Source organism: Robinsoniella sp. RHS (assembly GCF_001029355.1).
In the GTDB taxonomy this organism is placed as follows: Bacteria; Bacillota; Clostridia; order Lachnospirales; family Lachnospiraceae; genus Robinsoniella; species Robinsoniella peoriensis.
Genome location: NZ_JNGB01000020.1, coordinates 265707 through 286747, shown reverse-complemented (window position 1 = coordinate 286747; position 21041 = coordinate 265707). Strand labels below are relative to the sequence as shown.

At 41.3% G+C, this 21041-nt stretch carries 15 protein-coding genes; 11 read left to right on the top strand and 4 right to left on the bottom strand.

Annotation, left to right across the window (positions count from 1 at the left end):
- Nucleotides 1-12 precede the first annotated feature (12 nt).
- Together RHS_RS11870 and RHS_RS11865 are read right to left on the bottom strand one after the other, a co-directional pair.
- Entirely contained in the window at nt 13-1050 is a 1038-nt protein-coding gene (locus RHS_RS11870; RefSeq protein WP_027291898.1) for a sugar ABC transporter substrate-binding protein, read from the bottom strand.
- A 32-nt stretch (nt 1051-1082) separates the two neighbouring features.
- The gene (locus RHS_RS11865) at nt 1083-1964 is read right to left on the bottom strand and encodes an alpha/beta hydrolase (RefSeq protein WP_160295843.1); all 882 of its coding nucleotides are present in this window, start codon (nt 1962-1964) and stop codon (nt 1083-1085) included.
- 184 nt (nt 1965-2148) lie between these two features.
- On the opposite strand from RHS_RS11865, the gene RHS_RS11860 reads away from it, so the two are divergent.
- A complete protein-coding gene (locus RHS_RS11860; RefSeq protein WP_047833289.1) occupies nt 2149-4431 on the top strand; it encodes an extracellular solute-binding protein in 2283 nt (760 codons plus the stop codon).
- A 177-nt stretch (nt 4432-4608) separates the two neighbouring features.
- Here RHS_RS11860 and RHS_RS11855 read toward each other — a convergent pair whose 3' ends face one another.
- Both RHS_RS11855 and RHS_RS11850 read right to left on the bottom strand, forming a co-directional pair.
- A complete protein-coding gene (locus tag RHS_RS11855) occupies nt 4609-5064 on the bottom strand; it encodes a VOC family protein (RefSeq protein ID WP_027291895.1) in 456 nt (151 codons plus the stop codon).
- A 35-nt stretch (nt 5065-5099) separates the two neighbouring features.
- Complete coding sequence (locus tag RHS_RS11850; protein WP_047833288.1) at nt 5100-5960, bottom strand: AraC family transcriptional regulator; 861 nt, start codon at nt 5958-5960, stop codon at nt 5100-5102.
- A 175-nt stretch (nt 5961-6135) separates the two neighbouring features.
- Between RHS_RS11850 and RHS_RS11845 the strand changes: the two genes are divergently transcribed.
- The 10 genes from RHS_RS11845 to RHS_RS11800 all read left to right on the top strand — a co-directional run bounded on the left by RHS_RS11845 (nt 6136) and on the right by RHS_RS11800 (nt 21037).
- Entirely contained in the window at nt 6136-7008 is an 873-nt protein-coding gene (locus tag RHS_RS11845) for a glycoside hydrolase family 43 protein (RefSeq protein WP_044296370.1), read from the top strand.
- A gap of 47 nt (nt 7009-7055) precedes the next feature.
- Nucleotides 7056-7742, top strand: a complete 687-nt coding sequence (locus RHS_RS11840) for a response regulator (RefSeq protein WP_047833331.1) — start codon at nt 7056-7058, stop codon at nt 7740-7742.
- Nucleotides 7732-8763, top strand: a complete 1032-nt coding sequence (locus RHS_RS11835) for a sensor histidine kinase (RefSeq protein WP_395022156.1) — start codon at nt 7732-7734, stop codon at nt 8761-8763. The genes RHS_RS11840 and RHS_RS11835 overlap by 11 nt, the downstream gene beginning before the upstream one ends.
- 170 nt (nt 8764-8933) lie before the next feature.
- On the top strand, nt 8934-9602 hold the full coding sequence (locus tag RHS_RS11830; protein ID WP_027291890.1) for an ABC transporter ATP-binding protein: 669 nt from the start codon (nt 8934-8936) through the stop codon (nt 9600-9602).
- Nucleotides 9603-9614: 12 nt separating this feature from the next.
- Nucleotides 9615-12215 (top strand): ABC transporter permease, encoded by a 2601-nt coding sequence (locus RHS_RS11825; protein ID WP_047833287.1) that lies wholly within the window; start codon nt 9615-9617, stop codon nt 12213-12215.
- A gap of 652 nt (nt 12216-12867) precedes the next feature.
- Nucleotides 12868-15357: an alpha-mannosidase gene (locus RHS_RS11820; protein WP_047833286.1), complete on the top strand. Its 2490-nt coding sequence runs from the start codon at nt 12868-12870 to the stop codon at nt 15355-15357.
- A 22-nt stretch (nt 15358-15379) separates the two neighbouring features.
- On the top strand, nt 15380-17596 hold the full coding sequence (locus tag RHS_RS11815) for a hypothetical protein (protein WP_047833285.1): 2217 nt from the start codon (nt 15380-15382) through the stop codon (nt 17594-17596).
- A gap of 87 nt (nt 17597-17683) precedes the next feature.
- Nucleotides 17684-18709, top strand: coding sequence for a uroporphyrinogen decarboxylase family protein (locus RHS_RS11810; protein WP_047833284.1), 1026 nt, complete (start codon nt 17684-17686; stop codon nt 18707-18709).
- Nucleotides 18706-19821 (top strand): uroporphyrinogen decarboxylase family protein, encoded by a 1116-nt coding sequence (locus tag RHS_RS11805; RefSeq protein ID WP_047833283.1) that lies wholly within the window; start codon nt 18706-18708, stop codon nt 19819-19821. The genes RHS_RS11810 and RHS_RS11805 overlap by 4 nt, the downstream gene beginning before the upstream one ends.
- A 289-nt stretch (nt 19822-20110) precedes the next feature.
- Nucleotides 20111-21037 carry a sugar ABC transporter permease gene (locus RHS_RS11800; protein WP_027291883.1) on the top strand — a complete coding sequence of 309 codons (927 nt, stop codon included), beginning with the start codon at nt 20111-20113 and terminating at the stop codon, nt 21035-21037.
- Nucleotides 21038-21041 lie beyond the last annotated feature (4 nt).

Genomic DNA, 21041 nt, shown 5'->3' with positions numbered 1-21041 from the left:
TTGTGTTTCAGTTTACCAGAGAAGAGACGGGTCATAATCATTTACATTTGTAGAGTCTAAGAGATCTATTTTATCTTTATACCAGCTTTCGACTTTTTCGCCGTTTATTGCTTTTACAAGAACATCAAGAGAGGTACGTCCCTCTTCAACGAGTGGCTGAACGGAGGTAGCAATAATTTCTCCTGATTTAACCATGTCGGCACCTGCTTTACTTCCATTATAGCTGACTACGGCCACATCTTTTCCTGTTACACCCATAGACTTCATAGCCTGTACCACACCTACGCACATTGTATCATCGTGAACCCAGATACCGGCAATATCAGGAAATTTAGTAAGAATGTCTTCTGTAACAGTCATGGCTTTTGCCTTGTCATAGTCACCGGCCAGTTTTGTTACAATTTCAATATTACTTCCGGCAACAGCTTCTTCAAAACCTTTCGTTCTCAGGATTTGCGCGGAGGTTCCGGCGCTTCCTTCAACGATAGCAACTTTGCCGCCTTTTTCGCCCAAGGCTTTTTTCAGCATTTCGCCTGCAGATTTTCCGACATCTTCATCATCAGCGCCTACAAATGAAGTAATGTATTCACTGCCGCTTTCATCAATATTCATGGCACCCATGACAACAGGGACTCCGGCTTCATGTGCTGCTTTTACAGCAGGAATGATGGAAGTTCCATCTACGGGATTTAAAACAATGCCATCTACTTTCTGTGATACGAGAGAGTTAATCTGATCTGTTTGCTTACTGGGGTCCCACCCACCGTCCAGTTCAATCAGTTCGATTCCAAGTTCTTTTGCTTTTTCTTGTATTCCCTGTGCAAAAACTTTTACAGCCGGCGCACTGAGCTGACAATAAGCAACACCTATTTTTAAATTGGCCGTGGTACTTTTAGTTTCGCCTGAAGCTTCTGCTGACTTTGTATCGGCAGTATTGGAAGCAGCTGCAGTAGATTTTTCAGCAGTATCCTTTGGGGCAGAAGCACATCCAGCCAAAAGTCCGGTAACCATTGTTGCACACATTAGAACAGATAATAATTTTTTTTTCATAATTCATTCTCCTTTTAATTAAATATATTTATTTATAAAGTTTCTTGAAACCATTTGGATATGTCTTCAAAAACAATCTGCCGGTTGGGGTCCATTGGGATATTATGATCAATACCTTCATAGATTTTTATTTTTTTTATGGAAGATGCAGCCGCTTGATACATCTGCATGGATTCCTCAGCGGGTACCAGTTCATCCTTTTCACCATGTGCAAAGAAGATGGGATGATGAATGGAACCGCATTTTTCAATTGGTCTGTAACTCATCATATTACGAAGAGATGATAGTGAAACGAATGCGTTGATGTCATTATTCAGGAAGCTGTCTAGTTGGAGATTCTTTTTTTCTTCTTCACTGGAATGATACATTTCCAGTGTATGAATCAACTGGGATTTTCCAGTTGCAGCTGTAATTTCTTCATCTTTTTCTAATATTTTTAGAAAATATTGAAAATCCCCCTCATTTCTGGACCAGACTCCTTTCATCCATTCATAACAATTTCCGATACCAGACATGGAGACAGTACTTTTAATTCGTGTATCGATGCCGCTGACATATACTGCAGTCGAGGCGCCCATGCTGATTCCGGCAACTCCGATTCGATTTTTATCTACGCAGGGAAGTGTAGAGATATATGAAACTGCGCTTAAAAGATCTTCCGGCCATTGTGTTGCACAGTACAATTCATATCGGTCCGGATCCAGTGAACTGCATCCTCTAAAATCAAATCGTGCAGTACAAAATCCACTTTGAACCAGGTGGTCTGACAAAACATCAAGCCCGTCATTCTTATGTCTGGAATGTCCGTGACAGAGTAAAATGATGGGGAGCTTCTGTTCTAAGAATTGTTCATCAATATTGATAACCATGGATTTTTTAACACCGCAGCTGTAAAAATATTTTCTGAATTCCATAAGCATTTCTGTCCTTTCTTTTAATAGTTTAAGTATAGCATAGTAAAATTTTTGATTCAATTCTATTTTACTACCAGTTAGTAAAACGTTTAACTGATTTATTTACTTGCTTTTGCTTATCGGCTTTAGTATACTGAGGTCAATAAAATCTGAAAGATTAAATATGTGAAAGGAGGTCTTCAATATGGCAAATATCAAGGATGTAGCTAAGCGCTCAGGTGTTTCAATCGCTACAGTTTCTAACTATATCAATAATAAAAAGAAGGTGGGGGAAGAGACGGCGGCCCGTATTGATGAAGCAATCAGGAGTCTGAATTATGTAGTCCATAATTCCGGAAGAGAACTTAGAATGCAGAAAAATAATGATATAGGTATTGTCTTTCCCAATATTTCCGATCCATATTTAGAAAAGATAATAAGTAGCATCAAGGGTTATTTCTCCCAGTATGATCAAAACTTTGTTCTTGAGTTATCGGATAATAATACGGAAAAAGAGACGAAAGCAGTTCTAAATCTCATAGGAAGGAGTGTTTCCGGGATAATACTATATTCCTGCCAGCCTGATAATTTGTCTATATTTGAAAAACTGGAGCGTTCCAGAATACCTTATGTTTTAATCGATCACAAACCGCAGGAGTTAGATTGTAATTTTATATCTGTGGATCATGAAGATTTATTTTACCGGCTTACGAAAGAAGTACTGAACAAAGGTTTCCGTAAAATATCTATGATCCTGGGGCCCTATGAATTTGCTGAAAACAGAATGGCTTTGAAGGGGTATCAGGAAGCATTTGTAGATAAGGACATTTCTTATGAGAAAAATATTGTGATTTCCACAACAGCGATTAGAGAGTGTGGATTTCGGGCAGGAATCCAGTTATTTGAAGGAGCAGATGATATACCCGATATTATTTTTACAACCTCTTACCGGTTGGCAGAAGGTATTAAATATGCTATGAAGATCTATCATATAGATGAACGGAAACATATATCAATTGTCACCACGGGTGATGCGGTAGATGATGTTTTTTATCACGATGAAATCATTATTAAGACATCCCGTTCTGCCTACAATATAGGAGAAGAAGCGGGAAAACTGCTATTGAAAAATATTAAATCTCCGATCGTATTTGAGAAAGAAGAATTGTGTTTTCAGGATAGTTTTCTCTTAAAAGATATTAAGGATTACCATGAATCTGCTGAAGAAAATAGCCTGATATTTGAAGATGAGATCTGTGTTCTATTATTAGACGATGAGAGTTCTGTCAGTGGTTTATCCAAGCTGCTGATTGATTTTTATGCAAAAGAGAAAATTAATGTACGCATAAAGAAGGTTCTTCCTGAAAATGCTTTTGAATATATTTGTGATTATTTTGAGAGTGGCAGGGATGACATAGATGTTATTTTATTCGATTTGCCCTGGCTTCCCTATTTTGCAGATAAGGGCTGCCTTTTATGTCTGGATGAAATGATGCAGGATTCTGATTTTCATACAGAACATTATCTCACAGGTACAATGGATCATTATAGTATGTTTAAAAACAGGCATTATGCACTACCTTATATGGCATGTACTCAGCTTTTGTTTTATAGGAAGAGTTTATTCCAGAGTGAAAGTATTGCCAGGGATTTGGATAAAAGATTCATGGTACCGCTAAAAATTCCACAAACATGGTTTCAGTTTAATACATTGGCAAAATATTTTACCAGGTCTTACAATCCGGATTCCCCGGTGCCATATGGGCATACTATGTCTATTTCTTATCCGGAGCAGCTGGTATGTGAATTAATGCCGCGAATATGGGATTATCATGGAGACTTGTATAACAGTCAAAATGATATTATTATAAATAACCATGCCATAAAAAAGGGACTGCGCAGCCTGTTGGAAGCTGTACAATATTCTACGCCTGAGTTTTTAAGTGACAGGCCATCGGATACCGTTCAGCATTTTATGGCTGGAGAAACTGCAATGCTATGTACCTTTTATAATTATGCAACAGATATTGTCGAACGTTCTAATTCCTCTATTGTAAATGATTTTGGATATACAACCCTTCCCGGCACTTCGGTTATGGCGGGGTGGTGTTTGGGAATCAGTCATAATTCAAAAAAAGCGGAACATGCATTTAAATTTATAAAATGGGCTTCGGGATCTGAGATTGCTATCGCACATACCATATTAGGAGGTCAGTCACCCAATATTTCCGTATATCGTAATTACGATATGGTTTCTTTATATCCATGGCTTCCAAAAGCATTGTGGGGATTTGAAAAATCTAAGAAAAGGCTGACACCAATAACGGCAGATGGGAAGATTATCAGTGAGAAAGGTGAGGAAGATAAAATATATAAATATTTGCTGCCTATGCTTAAAAAATTAGAATCGGGTAGTATACCGGATAAAGATGAGATTCAGGATATGATTAGCAGGATGCAGCGGGAGATGAACAGGCTGTTTATATAGTTTACAGAGGGTTTCGCTGAGTAAGGGGACGCTTTGTTTCAGCAGGTAGTGTACGAAAAGAAGGGGCGTGGAGGAATTACATGGACTCTGTCGGCTGGCCGCAGAACTGGCATTTTCTATCCTTCCGAAAGTGTTTTTTAGCGGCCAGCTGACGGAGTCAGTGAAAAAAATGTTCACCTACAACAACTGCCTGATATAATCAGCAGGCAGCATAGTCTTCTTTGCAGTCTGTTCAACAGACCATCCCTGCGCCAGACAGCGCTTTGCTGCGCTCTCCATACTTTCCGCCGCTTCAACGATATGCTGTTCAAAATCGTAAAACCGCATGACTCTCTGTCCCCACGGGTACTCCCTTATGCCATGTAAAAATTCAATTTCCGGAATAAGTTTTATTTTTTCGTACCATTTCTCTAGATCATTTGTTTCGAAGTACAATTGAAAATTGTTTTCTTTACTTAAAGGCTTCAGACCTGCATCCACTAATTCTGCATAATTGCTTTGTAAGGATAATCCACCTTCAAATGATACATGGGCACCTAAATCCATGGTTACCTTTTGTTCCATTACGGTTTCATAAAAATATTTTGATTTTTCCATGTTCTGAACTGCGATCAGCGTTCCACCATATTTCATTTCATTCACCTCCTTTGGCTGCCTACATTATATAATTAAAATTTAGATATTTCGTTGTAAAAATCGGACATGTTTTCTAAATACTGAGCTGGTGTAACACCGCAAATCAATTTAAAATCCCGGGTAAAGTGAGAATGGTCATAATATTCCATCAGGTCTGCCACATGAGCGATCGTTGTAGGTGCATTTGTATTTTGCAGTAACTGAATCGCCTTATTGACTCGGACTAAACGAGCAAAGGATTTTGTACTGGTTCCGATGTATTGTTTGAAAATCCTGTTTAAATGCCGTTCACTATAATGAACGGATTTTGCAATGTCTTTTGAAGATATCGAGCCGCCTGCCCGAATGATATGATTTGCGGCCATTTTTAAACTTTGGTTTTCTTGATACTGTTCATTTTCATAATTTTTTGCAATATACATCAGTAAGAGTTTGTCTAATTCAGAAAAAAGGAAATCAACACTCCCTGACTTTTCAATAATCTTAAAAATAAAATTCTGCAAACTTTTTTGAAATAAAGCCAGAGAAAATGTTTTGTCTGCCAGATCTGCCTGATTTTCTTTTATAAATGGAAAAAGCCCCCAGGGCTGAAATTCAATAATCAGGATCAATATGGCGTCTTTTGCCTGTTTACCCACTGTATTAGTTATTGTTGCAGCACCAAATAAATCTCCTTCCATCTTATTTCCGTCAAAATGAAAGACAAGTGTTGAACTTCCATGTGGAATAACCGTATATTGATCAGATATTATATTTTCGTTGGGAAAAGTAAGGGTATAATTTGATATGTATGGATTCAATGCTGTATCTGGGAGCACATATAAATAATCATCTGTTTTTAGTAAAATGCGTCTGTTGTCATAATAATTGCTGATTGCTGTCTTATCTATCATTCTTATCACCGCCTAAGCTATTATAGGAAAATAAGGCAGAAAATGTCAAGTAGCACTTATGTCTGAAGGACTGCAATCAGGAATGATCACTTAAAGATTACACATAAAAAGTTCTGGAATTATGTATTTGCAAGTGCTAAAATAAAAAGCAATGAAAATATGGAGGAAAATTAATATGAAAACAAATGAAATTAATATACGCGATCCTTTTGTCTTATTAGACGGAGATACCTATTACATGTATGGCACCAGAGGCCCCAGATGCTGGGGCAGTGATGACGGACTGGATTGTTATTACAGCAAGGATCTTAACGAGTGGACAGGACCGGTTGAAGTTTTCCATAAACCGGAGGGCTTTTGGGCAGATCAGAATTACTGGGCACCGGAGTGCCATAAATATCGGGGAAATTACTATATTTTTGCTTCCTTTAAGGCAGATGGGGTTTGCAGGGGTACCCAGATCCTAAGATCTGCTCATCCGCTGGGACCATTTCAAGTGCACAGCGAATCTCCGGTTACACCCAAAGAGTGGGAATGTCTGGACGGAACGTTATATATTGATTCCAGCCAGGTTCCTTACATCGTTTTCTGCCATGAATGGGTACAAATAGGTGACGGGGAAGTGTGTGCCATTGCATTATCTGAGGATTTGAAAAAACCCGTCAGCGAACCGAAGGTATTATTTAGGGCATCGCAGGCTCCCTGGATAAAGAAGCTGGATACGGACAGGCTTGGCAAGGACGTGGAATGTTATTGCACCGATGGACCCTTTATGCATCGCTGTCAGGACGGCACCTTATTAATGCTTTGGTCGAGCTTTGGAGAAGAAGGGTATACGGAGGCCATAGCCAGAAGCGATAATGGAGATATCTCAGGAAAATGGGAGCAGGAACCGAAACTGCTATTTAAGAAAGACGGCGGGCACGGGATGCTTTTTAAAACGAAAGAGGGAGCGTTGATGTTATCCCTTCATTCCCCGAATGAAACTCTTAAGGAACGGCCGGTATTTTATAAGATACAGGAAGAGGATGGGAAAATATACGTATAATGATGCAGGAGAAATATCTGAAAGGACGTAATACGAAGGGAGGCAATATGAGCAGGATATTGATTATAGAAGATGATGAAGCATTAAATACAGGCTTGAGCTTTGATCTGGAAGCAGAGAATTATGAAATAGTATCCGCCTTTTCCCTGGAGGAAGGGCGGAACATTCTGACAGAACAGACATTTGACTTGATTTTCCTGGATGTAAACCTTCCGGATGGCAATGGATTTCAATTTATACAGGAGTTGAAAATGACAAAGGATACTGCTGTTATATTCCTAACTGCCTGCGATATGGAAAGTGATGCCGTCAGAGGGTTTGACCTTGGAGCAGATGACTATATTACAAAGCCGTTTAGCATGGAGCTGCTTCGCAGAAGGGTTGCGGCGGTTTTAAAGCGGTGTTCAAAAACAGAAAATAAAAATCAGTACAGGGATTCTTATTTACAGATTGATTTTGACAAACCGGAAACCAGAATCAAGAATCAGGAGCTGCCACTGACACCAACGGAATATAAAATGCTGAAACTTTTAACGGCACATCCCGGACAGCTTCTGACGCATCAGGTAATGTTAGAACATCTGTATGACAGTGAAGGCAATTTTGTAGATAAACATGCCCTTGCGGTAAATGTAAACCGGCTTCGTTCCAAGATTGAAGATGATATCCATAAATATATCAAGACGATTTATGGTATGGGGTATCAATGGGCGGGTGAGAATCATGGGTGCTAAGTTTAAGCTGCAGACAGTATGGATTTACAAAATATTTTATGGAGCAGGTATTTTAATGCTTGCAATATTCGGCATTCTGGTTTGGAATGTGACGGATAATCCGTTCATGCGAGTGCTTTTGCTTGGATTTGGAATCGGATTTTTAGGAATTGGCGCAGTGGTAATTGCAGTTATGCGCAGACAGATAACAGGTTTTACAGATTCAATGAGTACCTGCCTGGATGAGATGCTGGATGAAAAGGAAAATATTGTGTTTGATGAGATCAGCGAGACACTTTTATCGAAGCTGCAGTCTAAACTGAGGAAGCTATATGAAATTTTACAGCGGCATAATCAAAACAGTCTGGAAGAAAAGAGGGCAATTCAGAGTCTGGTATCGGATATTTCCCACCAGACAAAGACACCCGTTGCAAATATAAAAATGTATGCCGGAATTTTGCAGGATCGGGAAGTAGAACGTGAAAAACAGAAAGAATTCCTGCATTCCATTACGGTTCAGGTAAATAAACTGGATTTTCTTATAAAAGCAATGATTAAAATGTCCAGACTGGAAACCGGCATATTTGAGATGCGGAAAAAAAGAGCTTCCGTTTACGAAACACTTGGAATGTCATTAAACAGCGTTTTTCCAAAAGCAGAACAGAAGCAGATCGATATATCGGTTGACTGTCCCGAAGATCTTTTCCTGTGTCATGATGTAAAATGGACGGCGGAGGCGATATCGAATATCCTGGATAACGGGGTGAAATATACACCGTGCGGCGGGAAAATTGCTGTTTTTGCAGAGCGGCAGGAGTTTTATACCAGAATCAGAATACGCGATACCGGCAAAGGGATTCCGGAAAAGAACCAGGCATCTGTTTTTAAGCGTTTTTATCGGGAAAAAGAAGTACATGAACAGGAAGGAGTGGGGATAGGCTTATATCTTACAAGGGAGATCATAACTTTACAGGGTGGGTATGTGGAAGTTAGATCCAAGCCCGGGGAAGGGGCAGAATTTATGATTTACCTTCCTAATTGAGATTATTTCCAAGGAGCATAGGGACAGATGTCTGCCCTTATGCTCCTTGTGCCGCCAGGCGTCACTTATGTATGCAGATTATCACAGTTTCGAGATAATCTGCTTTTGAGATAAGTTTGAGATAATTGAATGGTAAGATAAAGTCATCAAAAGAAAGGGGAACAATTTATATGAGTATTATATTAGAAACCAGGGAATTGAAAAAATATTATGGGATGGATCCAAATATCACAAGAGCATTGGATGGTGTAAATATATCAATAGAGCAGGGAGAATTTGTGGCAGTTGTGGGAACTTCTGGAAGCGGTAAATCCACATTGCTCAATATGCTGGGAGGCCTGGATATTCCCACATCGGGAAGTGTGCAGATCCGGGATAAGGAAATTGCAAAAATGAATGACGAACAGCTGACTATTTTCCGGCGACGCAATATTGGATTTGTGTTCCAGAATTATAATCTGGTTCCTATTTTAAATGCTTATGAAAATATTGTTCTTCCAGTGGAACTGGATGGCGGTACGATTGATAAACATTTTTTGAAGGACGTGGCTGGGATGCTTACCCTGGAGGATAAGCTTACTAATATGCCCAATAATTTATCCGGAGGACAGCAGCAGCGTGTGGCAATTGCAAGGGCATTGATTACAAAGCCGGCTATTATTCTTGCTGACGAACCCACTGGGAATCTGGACAGTAAAACCAGTGCAGATGTACTGGGACTGCTGAAGATGACAAGTGAAAGATTTCATCAGACAATCGTCATGATCACTCATAATAATGAGATTGCGCAGCTGGCAGACAGAATTATCAGGATTGAAGACGGAAGGATTGCCAATTAGGGGGGAAAACAGATGCTGGAAAATAATAATAAAAAAATCGTTGATAAACTGGCAAAGCGCAGTTTTTTCAAAAATAAAATGAGAAATATTGCAGCGGTGACAGCAATTGCGCTCACCGCACTGTTGTTTACCTCCATCATAACGATTGGAATCGGTGCATCCCAGTCAATGACTCTGACTAGCCAGAAACAAAAAGGCAGTAAGGCAGATGCAGACCTGCGTTACATGACGGCAGACCAGTTTCAGAAGCTGAAAGAAAGTGACATGGTGGAAACGGTGGGAGAGAGGCGTCCAATCGGTTTTCTGTCAAATACAAACCATCACAATGTTGAGCTGGACTATATGGATGCAGTAGAGCAGGAGCTGACCTTTAGTGTGCCTACCCATGGAAAGGCACCCCGGGCGGCGAATGAAATTGCAACTACTGATAGAGCATTGGAGGATCTTGGAATTACACCAGAGGTCGGGGCAAAGATCCCGGTAGAATTTGAACTCCGGGGAGAAATACACCATTTTGATATGGTATTGTCCGGCTGGTGGGAAGCTGGCGGCATGCCGGTCAGCATGATGATTGTTTCGGAAGCGTTTATGACGGAAAATGACGCATTATTTCCTTACACTTACCGCCAGGATCTGGAAATGGCAGGCACTTATTTCTCTGATATTGTATTAAAAAGTAATGCAAATATTCAGGATCAGTTATTTTCCTTTATCCGTTCAGTAGGAGGAGAACCTGAGGACAGAGAAGATCCTGATTATATTCTAAGTGCAGTGAATCAAGTCACAAATCCTCCGTTAAATATGAAACTGGTTATTGGTATTGCCGGCTTTGCAGTTCTTTTTATCATATGCGGCTATTTACTGATTTACAATATTTTTGATATCTCAGTAGCTCAGGATATCAGGCACTACGGACTTTTGCGTACGGTTGGATCCTCAAAAAAACAGATCAGGCAGATGGTAAACAGGCAGGCAGTGTGGCTTTCCTGCATCGGAATACCGATCGGATTGATATTAGGATTTTTCCTTGGGAAGAGTGTACTGCCTTCTGTAATGGATATGTTTGCGAATACAAATAAAGGAATTACCGTGGAAGTATCACCAAATCCCATAATTTTTATAGGAGCTGCACTTTTTGCCGTAATAACAGTTTATTTAAGTGTCCGCAAACCTGCAAAAAAAGCATCCAGAATCTCTTCCCTGGAAGCATCCAGATATGTGGGTGACAGCGCGGTATGTAAGAAAAAAACCAGCAAACGAAAAAATGGTTCCAGAATTACACATATGGCATGGGCAAATTTGGGTCGGAATAAGACCAGAACTGCATTTATCATGATTTCTTTACTGTTATGTACCGTGTTATTAAATTCTGTGTTCGTAATAGCCGGAAGCTTTGATACTGATAAATGGATCAAGTCCCTGAGTAAAACCGACTTTATTATTGCCAGTTCCAACACGTTTAATAATATGAAAGGGTTTATTCACCATGACGACGCGCTGGATGAAAATATGGTAAAGGCAGTGGAAGAACAACCTGGTGTGATAGATGGCGGACGTCTATTTAAAAATACACTGGATGATAAAAGTGTCAGCTTTGATTATGGTTTCAAGATCGTGGATACAGAAGAGAGTGACGGGTACAGTTATGGAATTACAGCAGAGGGTGAGTCTTTTACACTTGCAGATGATAAACGTCCAATGTGTAATGCATTTGGAATGTCAGATGCTGTTTTATCCAGAATGACTATTGTAAACGGCGAAAAAGACCTGAACGTATTGCGGGAGAAGCTGGCAGAAGGAAACTATATAATTGAAGGAGTCAGCGAGGTCCGGGGCAGTGGCAATGTTTCTGTCAAAGAATACAACTGTGAAATTGGCCAGAAGGTGGATGTTTATGTAGACGGAAAGAAGGCAAAAACATTTACGGTTTTGGCTCAGGCGCTTCTGAACGATGTAGAATATGAGGTTCCCTCAATTAATACAGGTGTAGTCCAGGTAGGAAATGACAGCCCGTATTTCTATATGTCTCAGAACGACTTTGAAACAATTTATCAAAATCCTACACTTTTGAGTTATTCCTTTAATATAGATCCGGAATATGAAATGCAGATGGAGGAATTTCTGGATGATTATATTCAGAATGAAAATCCAAACGGAAGCTATAATTCCGTTAGCCTGCTAAAAGCAGATGTAAAGAAAACCCAGCAGGTAGTGTACGTCATAGGTGGTATTATAGGAATTGTAATGGGAATCGCCGGCATAATAAACTTTATAAATATGGTTATCACCAGCATTATCACCAGACGTCATGAATTTGCAGCAATGCAGAGTATCGGTATGACGAAAAAGCAGTTAAACCGGATGATGACCCTGGAAGGAATATACTATGCTTTGGGTGCAGGTATCCTTGGAATCATCAGTTCAGGAATTTTAGGAGTGACGCTTGTGCGGATGATCAGTTCGAATATTTGGTTTATGACCTTCCATCTGAATATCATTCCGGCAGTGATTATCTGTGTTGTCTTTCTGCTGATAGCCATTATTGTGCCAACAATATCGCTGAAAATATTTCATAAAGGAAGTATTGTTGAGCAGCTGAGAGAAACAGAATAAATATGTGAAGGTACTGCAGTATGGATGGGAAAGCATCTGTGCTGCAGTTTTGTATTAGTCAGAATTGTCGAACGCTAACTGAACAAACTCTAACTTAAGGGTATCATGATTCTGCTTATATCCGGCCGGGAAGCAGGCATCGAAGTATTTATACAATATAATCTGGAAGAGGGTATCTTTCATGATCGAATTGTTGAAAATCTACAGAAACGTTTTAACTTGAATTATGATATCGCTGAAAAATACTATGAGAAATACAAGTAACATGGTGGAAAGCTGTTGCAAAAAAGGCATTAAATGCCGTTTCATGCATCAGCTTTTTTATTTGCGGCAGTGACCTAAACACGGTAATACTTCTAGGTTCGTTTGGCAAAAGGCGCGTTGGTCAGATACCCCGCAGTTTCCTGCGGGGTATCTGACTTTGCAGAGAAAAAGAGGAGTGATGGAAATCAAAGAGATGAATTGTTAAAAATCAAAGGAAAGATTAAATTTTGTAGTTGTGATCCGGGGATAGTTTTTATAAAGTAGAGTCAAATACTCTGTCTTAATCTGCAGGGTATTTAAGTCTGGCAGTGAATAATTGCAATGCAGGTATTTTTACCTGATTCGCTGTCTGGGGGAATTAATAGAACAGAAATGGAGAAATACAAGAATGAAAGAATTACATATGATTTGTAACGCACATCTGGATCCTGTCTGGCTGTGGGACTGGGAAGAGGGGATAGCAGCGGCATTATCTACTTTTCGGATAGCAGCCAGATTCTGCCAAGAATATGATGGCTTTATTTTTAATCATAATGAAGCATTACTGTATCAATGGGTAGAAGAATATGAACCGGATTTATTTCAAACAATTCAGGATCTGGTGAAAGGAGGAAAATGGCATATTATGGGTGGATGGTTTTTACAGCCGGACTGCAATATGCCCTCCGGGGAGTCTTTTGTTCGTCAGATGGAAGCGGGAAGAGAATATTTTGATGAGAAATTCGGAGTACTTCCCAAAACAGCAGTGAATTTCGATCCTTTCGGACACTCCAGGGGGATGGTACAGATTATGCACAAGGCAGGGTATGATTCCTATATTTTCTGCCGCCCGTCCCAGGAGGACTGCCAGCTTGCGGATGATGACTTTTTATGGATTGGGTTTGATGGTTCCAGTATAAAAGGACATCGTTCCAGTGAACATTATAATTCACTGATGGGAGAAGCGGGAAAGAAAATCACAGAGTTTCTGAAGAGCCACCGGGAACAGGAAACGGGATTGCTTCTGTGGGGAATCGGTAACCATGGGGGCGGACCTTCTCATGTGGATATGGCGCAGATTCTAAATAAAAGAAAGGAAAATCCCCAGTGTGAACTGAGACATTCTATTCCGGAGTCCTACTTTGAGCAGATTGAAAATGAACATAAAATTCTGCCTGAATATGATCGTGATCTGAATCCCTGGGCAGTAGGATGTTATACTGCCCAGATCAGAATCAAACAGATGCACAGAAAACTGGAAGGACTGCTGTATATGACGGAAAAAATGGTATCTGCAGCAGTGTTCCAGAAAAAGATGAAATATCCCGAAGAAGAGCTAAAAGAAGCAGAAAGAGCATTGCTTACTGCTGAATTCCATGATATTTTACCCGGCTCAGCGGTGAAGTCAGTGGAAGAGTCCGGTATACGGATCATGAACTATGGCATGGAACTGCTGGAAAAACAGAAAAACAGAGCATTTTTTGCCCTGGCGCAAGGGGAGCTGCCGGCAAAAGAGGGAGAATATCCCATATTAATTTACAATCCCCATCCCTATCCGGTAAAAGGAGTAGTAACCTGTGAATTCCAGATGCAGAATCAGAACTGGGATTCCAGCTTTGGAATGCCAAAGATCTGTTATAGGGATACAGTGATTCCATGCCAGGTAGAAAAAGAAGCGTGCAATATGAATCTGGACTGGAGAAAAAAAGTAGCATTTTACGCTGAACTGGAACCCATGCAGATGAACCGGTATGACTGTACGATCAGGTTTATGGAGAAGCAGCCAGAAATGGAGCGGCAGGAACAAAATACAGAGATTTCTTTTACCGGGGAGCATATAGAGGCTGTGATCAGCAAAAAAACAGGATTGATGGATTCCCTGAGAATAGACGGAATTGAGTATCTGAAGAAAGGGGCATTTGGGCTTTCCGTGCGGGACAGCGGATTTGATCCCTGGGCAATGAATGTGCAGAGCTTTCCAAAAGAGGAAGGCAGATTTTTGCTGATGGAAAAAGAGGAAGGTGCGGTTTTCTCCGGTGTGGATGCCCAGTTGGAAAGTGTGCGGATTATCGAGAACGGCCAGGTTCGAACCATAGTGGAAGCTTTATTTCGATATCATAATTCCAGAGCAGTGATACATTATATATTGCCTCAAAAAGGAAAGGATGTGGATCTGGAGATTTCTGTGGAATGGATGGAAAAAGGCAAAATGCTAAAACTGGAAATACCCACCTGCCTGAATGGAGAAAATCTTTGTGAAACGGCTTATGGTGTTCAGATATATGAAGCAAGTGAGAAAGAAAGAGTGTTTCAAAGATGGTGCGGTGTTTTTGATAAAGAAAAAGATGGTGCATTAACCTGTATTAATAACGGATGCTATGGGGGAGATTTCCGGGATGGAACCATGAGGATTTCCCTGATCCATTCCGCAGCTTATTCTGCACATCCCATTGAAGAGAGGACTTTGCTGGACCAGGACAGGAGTATTCCATGCATGGATCAGGGCGAACGAAACTTCTGTTTCCGCCTTGGGGGAGGAAGCTTTAAGCAGCGCATGGAAAATGTGGCATCAGAGGCTGCAATATTCCAGGAAAAACCGTTGGCGGTAGCATTTTTTCCAACAGAAAAGGCATCTGTAAAAAAGAAATGGATTGTAATCTCAGACCCCGGCTGCATTCTGGGGGCAATGAAAAAAATCCGGGGAAGTGATACATACCTTATGCGGTTATTTGAAAGTACCGGAATGGCAAGAGAGGTAACCGTCAGTCTCTGGGGTGAAGCAAAAAAAAGGGTATGGTTGAATCCCTATGAAATTAAAACGCTGGAACTGGATCCGGAAACATGCCGTATGGCTGAATGTCCGATGATTCCTTCCGTTATCCCGAAGATAAAAAAATAAAATTTAAAATGGAGGAAATAAAATGCAATATCAGGTCGTATTTAAACAGTTTCATGGAAGTATACCGGTTAAGGAGGAACGCTGGGAGCCGGACAGAGGGGAAAATGAACAGTGGAAAGATCTGGAACAATTTCCCTGCAGGATTCAGTGTATCCGAAGTGACGAAGGCAATGAGCAGCGTTTTCTTATACGCACGGAGATGATACATCGTCTGGAAGAGCCGGTTTCTATCTCTTTGGAATTTATAAAAGAAGGCTGGACAGGACGAGAATATGTATTTATGCCGGCAGCTGTTTATGACGGGAACAGGATGAAAAGCAAGCGGCTTTCCTATCCTCCTTATCACGTAGGAAAGACTGAGGAGGGATGGGACCGGGTAATTACAGACATTCCCCATCTCAATTATAAGGGGGAAACTTCCAGTATCCAGCTGCGGTCCGGTGATATGAGTACTCCTGCCATGGGATATTTTCAGGAGGACCGAAAGGAAGGTGTTCTGATTCTGGCAAATCATATGGTGCATGGGAGATATACCGGATTTACAGTAACAGACAATGTAGAGAGAGCTGTTTTTGGGGTTTCCTGTCCGGCTGTCAGAGAAGAGAAAAAATACTTTTTTGGAGAGCTCCCCGATGGATCCGGTTTTTATCCAACCTGTGAGGCGCCATCGGATGATGTGGGAATGATATTGCTGGAAGGGGAACGATTGGAAATGGAAATTCGGTATTATCAGTTTCCCGCCGATAATCTAAATCAGTATTTTATGAAATTCAATGAACTGCGGGAAGAAATGGAAACGGGCCAGGAGTTCTGTGACATCCCATTTTCAAAAGCTTATGATGCAGTCAAAGATAAATATAACAAGATGAATTTTACGGAAGAGGGATATTTCCGTGTGGGGACAGAGAATGATGTTCCGCCTTCTTTCTGGCAGGCAGGCTGGGTGGGGGGAGGTATGAATACTTATTCATTCCTTCTGGAAGACAAGGGGCTGGCACGCAGTCAGTCAGTTTCCAGCCTGAAGTTCATCACGAAACACCTGCAGCGGGATAATGGGTGGTATATCCCGATGTATGCAAATGGGCAGAGCTATGGAGATGACTTTCTGAATGAAAACAGTCCGGTTCTTTTGGTGAGAAAAGATGCAGATCTGTTATATTTTCTTCTGAAACAGGCTTTTTATCTGAAGCGTCATGGGGAAATGACAGAAGAAATGCAATGCAGTATAGCATGTCAGGCAGATGCATTCGTGCGGTTTTTTCGAAAGAACGGACAGCTGGGACAATTTATTAACATGCAGCAGGAAACGCTTTTACAGGGAGATACGGCAAGTGCAGCCATTATTTGTGCAGCGCTGGCTTTGGCTTATGAATATTTCCAAAAACCAGAATATCTGGAAACAGCCGAAGCACTGGGGGATCTCTATTGGGAGGACTATTTGAAAAAAGGGATGATGAACGGAGGACCCGGAGAAATCTGTCAGGCACCGGACAGTGAATCTGCATTTGGTTTTCTGGAATCCTGTGTACAGCTTTATGAGACGACGGGAAAAGAAAAATGGCTGCAGGCGTCCAGAGAAGCTTTTGAATTGGCGGTCACCTGGGTAATGAGTTATGATTTCCACTTACCGGAGAGAAGCACCGCGGCAAAAATGAGGGCTCACACCAGGGGAACCATATTTGCAAATGCCCAGAATAAACATTCCGCACCCGGAATCTGCACCCTGTCCGGAAATTCAATGCTGAAACTTTACCGCTATACGGGGGATCAAAAATATTTGAATTGGATGAGCCGGATCAGCCATGCATTGGCACAGTTTGTTTCCCTGCAGGAAAGACCCGTTGATACATTGGCAGGGCGTGCACTTCCCGCCGGATATTTCAATGAAAGAGTGCAGACCAGCGACTGGGAAGGAAAGGAAACAATAGGAGAATTTCTGTATGGTTCCAACTGGCCCGAAGTGTCAATGCTTCTGACCTATGTAGAGATTCCGGGAATTTATCTGGATCTGGACCGAAAAGTACTGCAGTGCTCGGATCATGTCAATGCTCAGATTATAAAAGAAGACGAGAGAGAAATACTACTGCAAATCTCAAATCCTACCCGTTACAATGCAGTAGTAACATTAATGGCGGACCATAGCCGGAATCCTGCTTCTATGGGCCATCTGTATTATGAAGACATGAGGAAAATCGAAATTTGTGCCGGTATGGAACGAAATGTAATAATAGAGAAATAAACCTGCAAGATGTATTTAGGAAGCAGTGAACCGATATACAAAAAAGAATATCAAAAAGTATTTTATAATAGGAAGAGAGGTAGAATAATGACACCAAGAGAACTGGTATATGCAACACTGGAATTCAGAAATCAGACCGGAATAGTACCGCGGCAGATGTGGACACTGCCATGGAGCGAGTGGAATCACCAGGAGATGGTTAATAAGATACACAGAGATTTTCCCGATGATATAATTGGAGCAGTGTGCAATTTTAAGGAGAAAACGATTGAAGAAGGGGAGCCGTACAGATATGGAATCAGCCGGGATGCATGGGGCTGTATTGTTACCAATATTCAGGAAGGAGTTATCGGTGAAGTGCGGGATGCACTGGTTCAGGATGATGACTGGGAGGATGCGGATAAGATTCACATCCCCGGGGAATGGCTGAGTTTTGACCGGGATCAGGTGAATCAATTCTGCAGAAGCACGGATCGTTTTGTGACTTGCGGATGCTGCCCAAGGCCCTTTGAACAGCTGCAGTTTATCAGAACAACGGAGAATCTCTACATGGATTTAATGGACATTCCGCAACGGATGAAAAACTGGATGGGAAAAATGCATAGTTTTTATTGCGAATTGCTGGAGGAATGGGCTAAGACAGAAGTGGATGCGATCAACTTTATGGATGACTGGGGAAGCCAGAGCAGTCTGCTGATTAATCCCCGGATTTGGCGTGAAATCTTCAAACCTATGTATCAGGATTATATTGAAATTGCCAAAAGACATCATAAAAAAATTTTTATGCACTCTGACGGATATATTCTGGATATCTTACCGGATTTAGCAGAAATGGGGCTGGATGCTGTCAATTCCCAGATCTTCTGTATGGGTGTAAAGAATCTGGAACCTTTGGCGGGAAGGATCACGTTCTGGGGTGAAATGGACCGGCAGCATCTTCTGGTTGAAGGAAGTCCCGCCGATATCCGGGATGCAGTGGAAGAAGTGCGGGAGACTCTGTGGAAACGCGGCGGATGCATTGCCCAGTGCGAATTTGGTCCGGGAGCAAAACCGGAAAATGTATATGAAGTATTTCAGGCATGGGCAGGGAAAAAGGAAGGAGAAGTTGGATGATGAATAATCAGGTAACAGATCAGGCAGCAAATCCGATAACAAACCAAAACACGGTCCGGATGTCAAAAAAGGAGCGTGTCTGGGCGGCAATACGACATATGGAAAGTGACAGAGTCCCAAAAGGGGAATTATATATTCAGCCACAGATCGCCAATAAACTTCTGGGAGAGGATTATCCGACGGATCACCAGCATTTTGAAAGAGACAAAAAGGTACGGGAATTACTGCATATGGATCTGGTCAATGTGGGGGACTGGCCGGAATGGGAGATAGGTCAGACGGATGACGGCAAAAAAGTGCTGCAAAGTGTGTATGGACAGACTTTCCTGGCCGGAGAGGAGAGTAAGTGTCTTTTGAAGCCTCCGGTTGATATCGAGGATGCCGAGGAATATCAGGAGCCGGATATTGCCAGGGTAACCGGGGAACTGGTTGAAAAGTACGCAAAGGAGACGGATTTCTTTGTGTTTGCCCAGGTGGGTGGACCAATCTCTATGCTGAATGAAATGTATCCCATGGAAGACTATATGGTGAATTGCATTACATATCCGGAGGAAACCCATATATTAACGGAAAAAGTAATTGCTTTTGAGATAAAAAAAGCAAAATTATTCCTGGATAAGGGGGCGGATGCCATTCTTATTGCGGACGATATGGCATTTAATACCGGAGTATTTCTGCCTCCCTACGTGATGGAAGAGAATGTATATCCGTTTTATAAGCAGATGATTCGGGAAATCAAGGCATATAAAAATATTCCGGTATTTCTTCACAGCGACGGGAACCTGAACAGCGTTATGGACGATCTGGTGGAATGCGGATTTGACGGCATTCAGTCCCTGCAGCCTTCTGCCGGTATGGATATCCGCAGGATTAAGGATAAATATGGTGACCGGCTGTGTCTGTGGGGAAATATTGATCTGGACTATATCATGTGCTTTGGCACCGTGGAAGAAGTGCAGGCAGATGTCCGAAAAACCATAGAGGCAGCAAGCCCCGGAGGCGGTTTTATTCTCTCTACCTGTAATACGATGGTGGATATAATTCCGCCGGAAAATATTTTGGCGATGATCAGGGAAGCTGATATCCAGTCTGGCGATGATCAGGGAAGCTGATAGCCATTGTGAATAAGGTTAATTTTTGAAAGTACAGATTTGAAAGTCCATTTTCTCTATAAAACAAAGTAATTGCAGGATTTAAAAGTTGTAAAAAAGGAAGAAATGCGTGAGAATATGCACAGAGCGGCAGTGAGTTTTGTAAAACAATGAAACCGCTGATAAAATGGAAAGGGGAAGAGGGTTGAAAGAAAATTTTAATAAAGAAAGGAAGCCACGGTGTGATTCTTCCAACCTGTTTATTGTGGCAGTATTGCAGGCAAGACTGCAATAAGCAATGGGTATAAAGATGAAGGAAAAACGTAAAAGAGGACGCGTTTCCAGAAAAAAGAATACGACATTAACCATAATGGCCCTGCCGGCAGCCGTAATTCTTTTCCTGTTTTCTTATGTTCCTATTGCAGGACTGATTATTGCTTTCAAAGATTTTCGGTATGACAAGGGATTTTTAGGAAGTGACTGGATCGGATTTAAAAATTTTGAATTTTTCTTTAAATCTAACGATGCGTGGGTAGTACTTAGAAATACGATTGGACTGAATGTACTTTTTATCGGTATAACCCTGGTTGTTTCAGTGGCAATTGCCCTGATGATGAACGAAGTGCGAAGCAGAAAAATGATTAAGGTAACACAGACGATCATGTTTTTCCCATATTTTATGTCGTGGGTAGTAGTGGGTTATCTTTTGTATGCGTATTTGCATCATGACTATGGTATCATAAACCAGCTGCTGCAATTTTTGGGGCTGCACAGTATTTCGTGGTATGCACGGTCAGAATACTGGCCGGTAATACTGACTTTTATGTATGCGTGGAAGATGGCGGGCTACTACAGTGTAATCTATTATGCAGGTCTGATGGGAATTGATGATACCTATTATGAAGCAGCAGCTCTGGATGGAGCAAGCAGATGGCAGATGGTATGGAAGATAACGCTTCCAATGCTGAAAGGAATTATTATAGTAATGGTAATTCTTCAGGTAGGAAGAATTATGTATGCGGATTTCGGACTGTTTTTCAATCTGACAAGAGACCAGGGTGCACTTTATGCAACTACAGATGTACTGGATACTTACATATACAGGGCACTGCGTGTAACCGGTGATATCGGAATTGGTTCCGCTGTGGGATGTTTCCAGGCAGTGATAGGATTTGTACTGATTATGGGCTCCAATCTGGTTGTACGGAAACTGGACAAAGACAGTGCATTATTTTAAATGG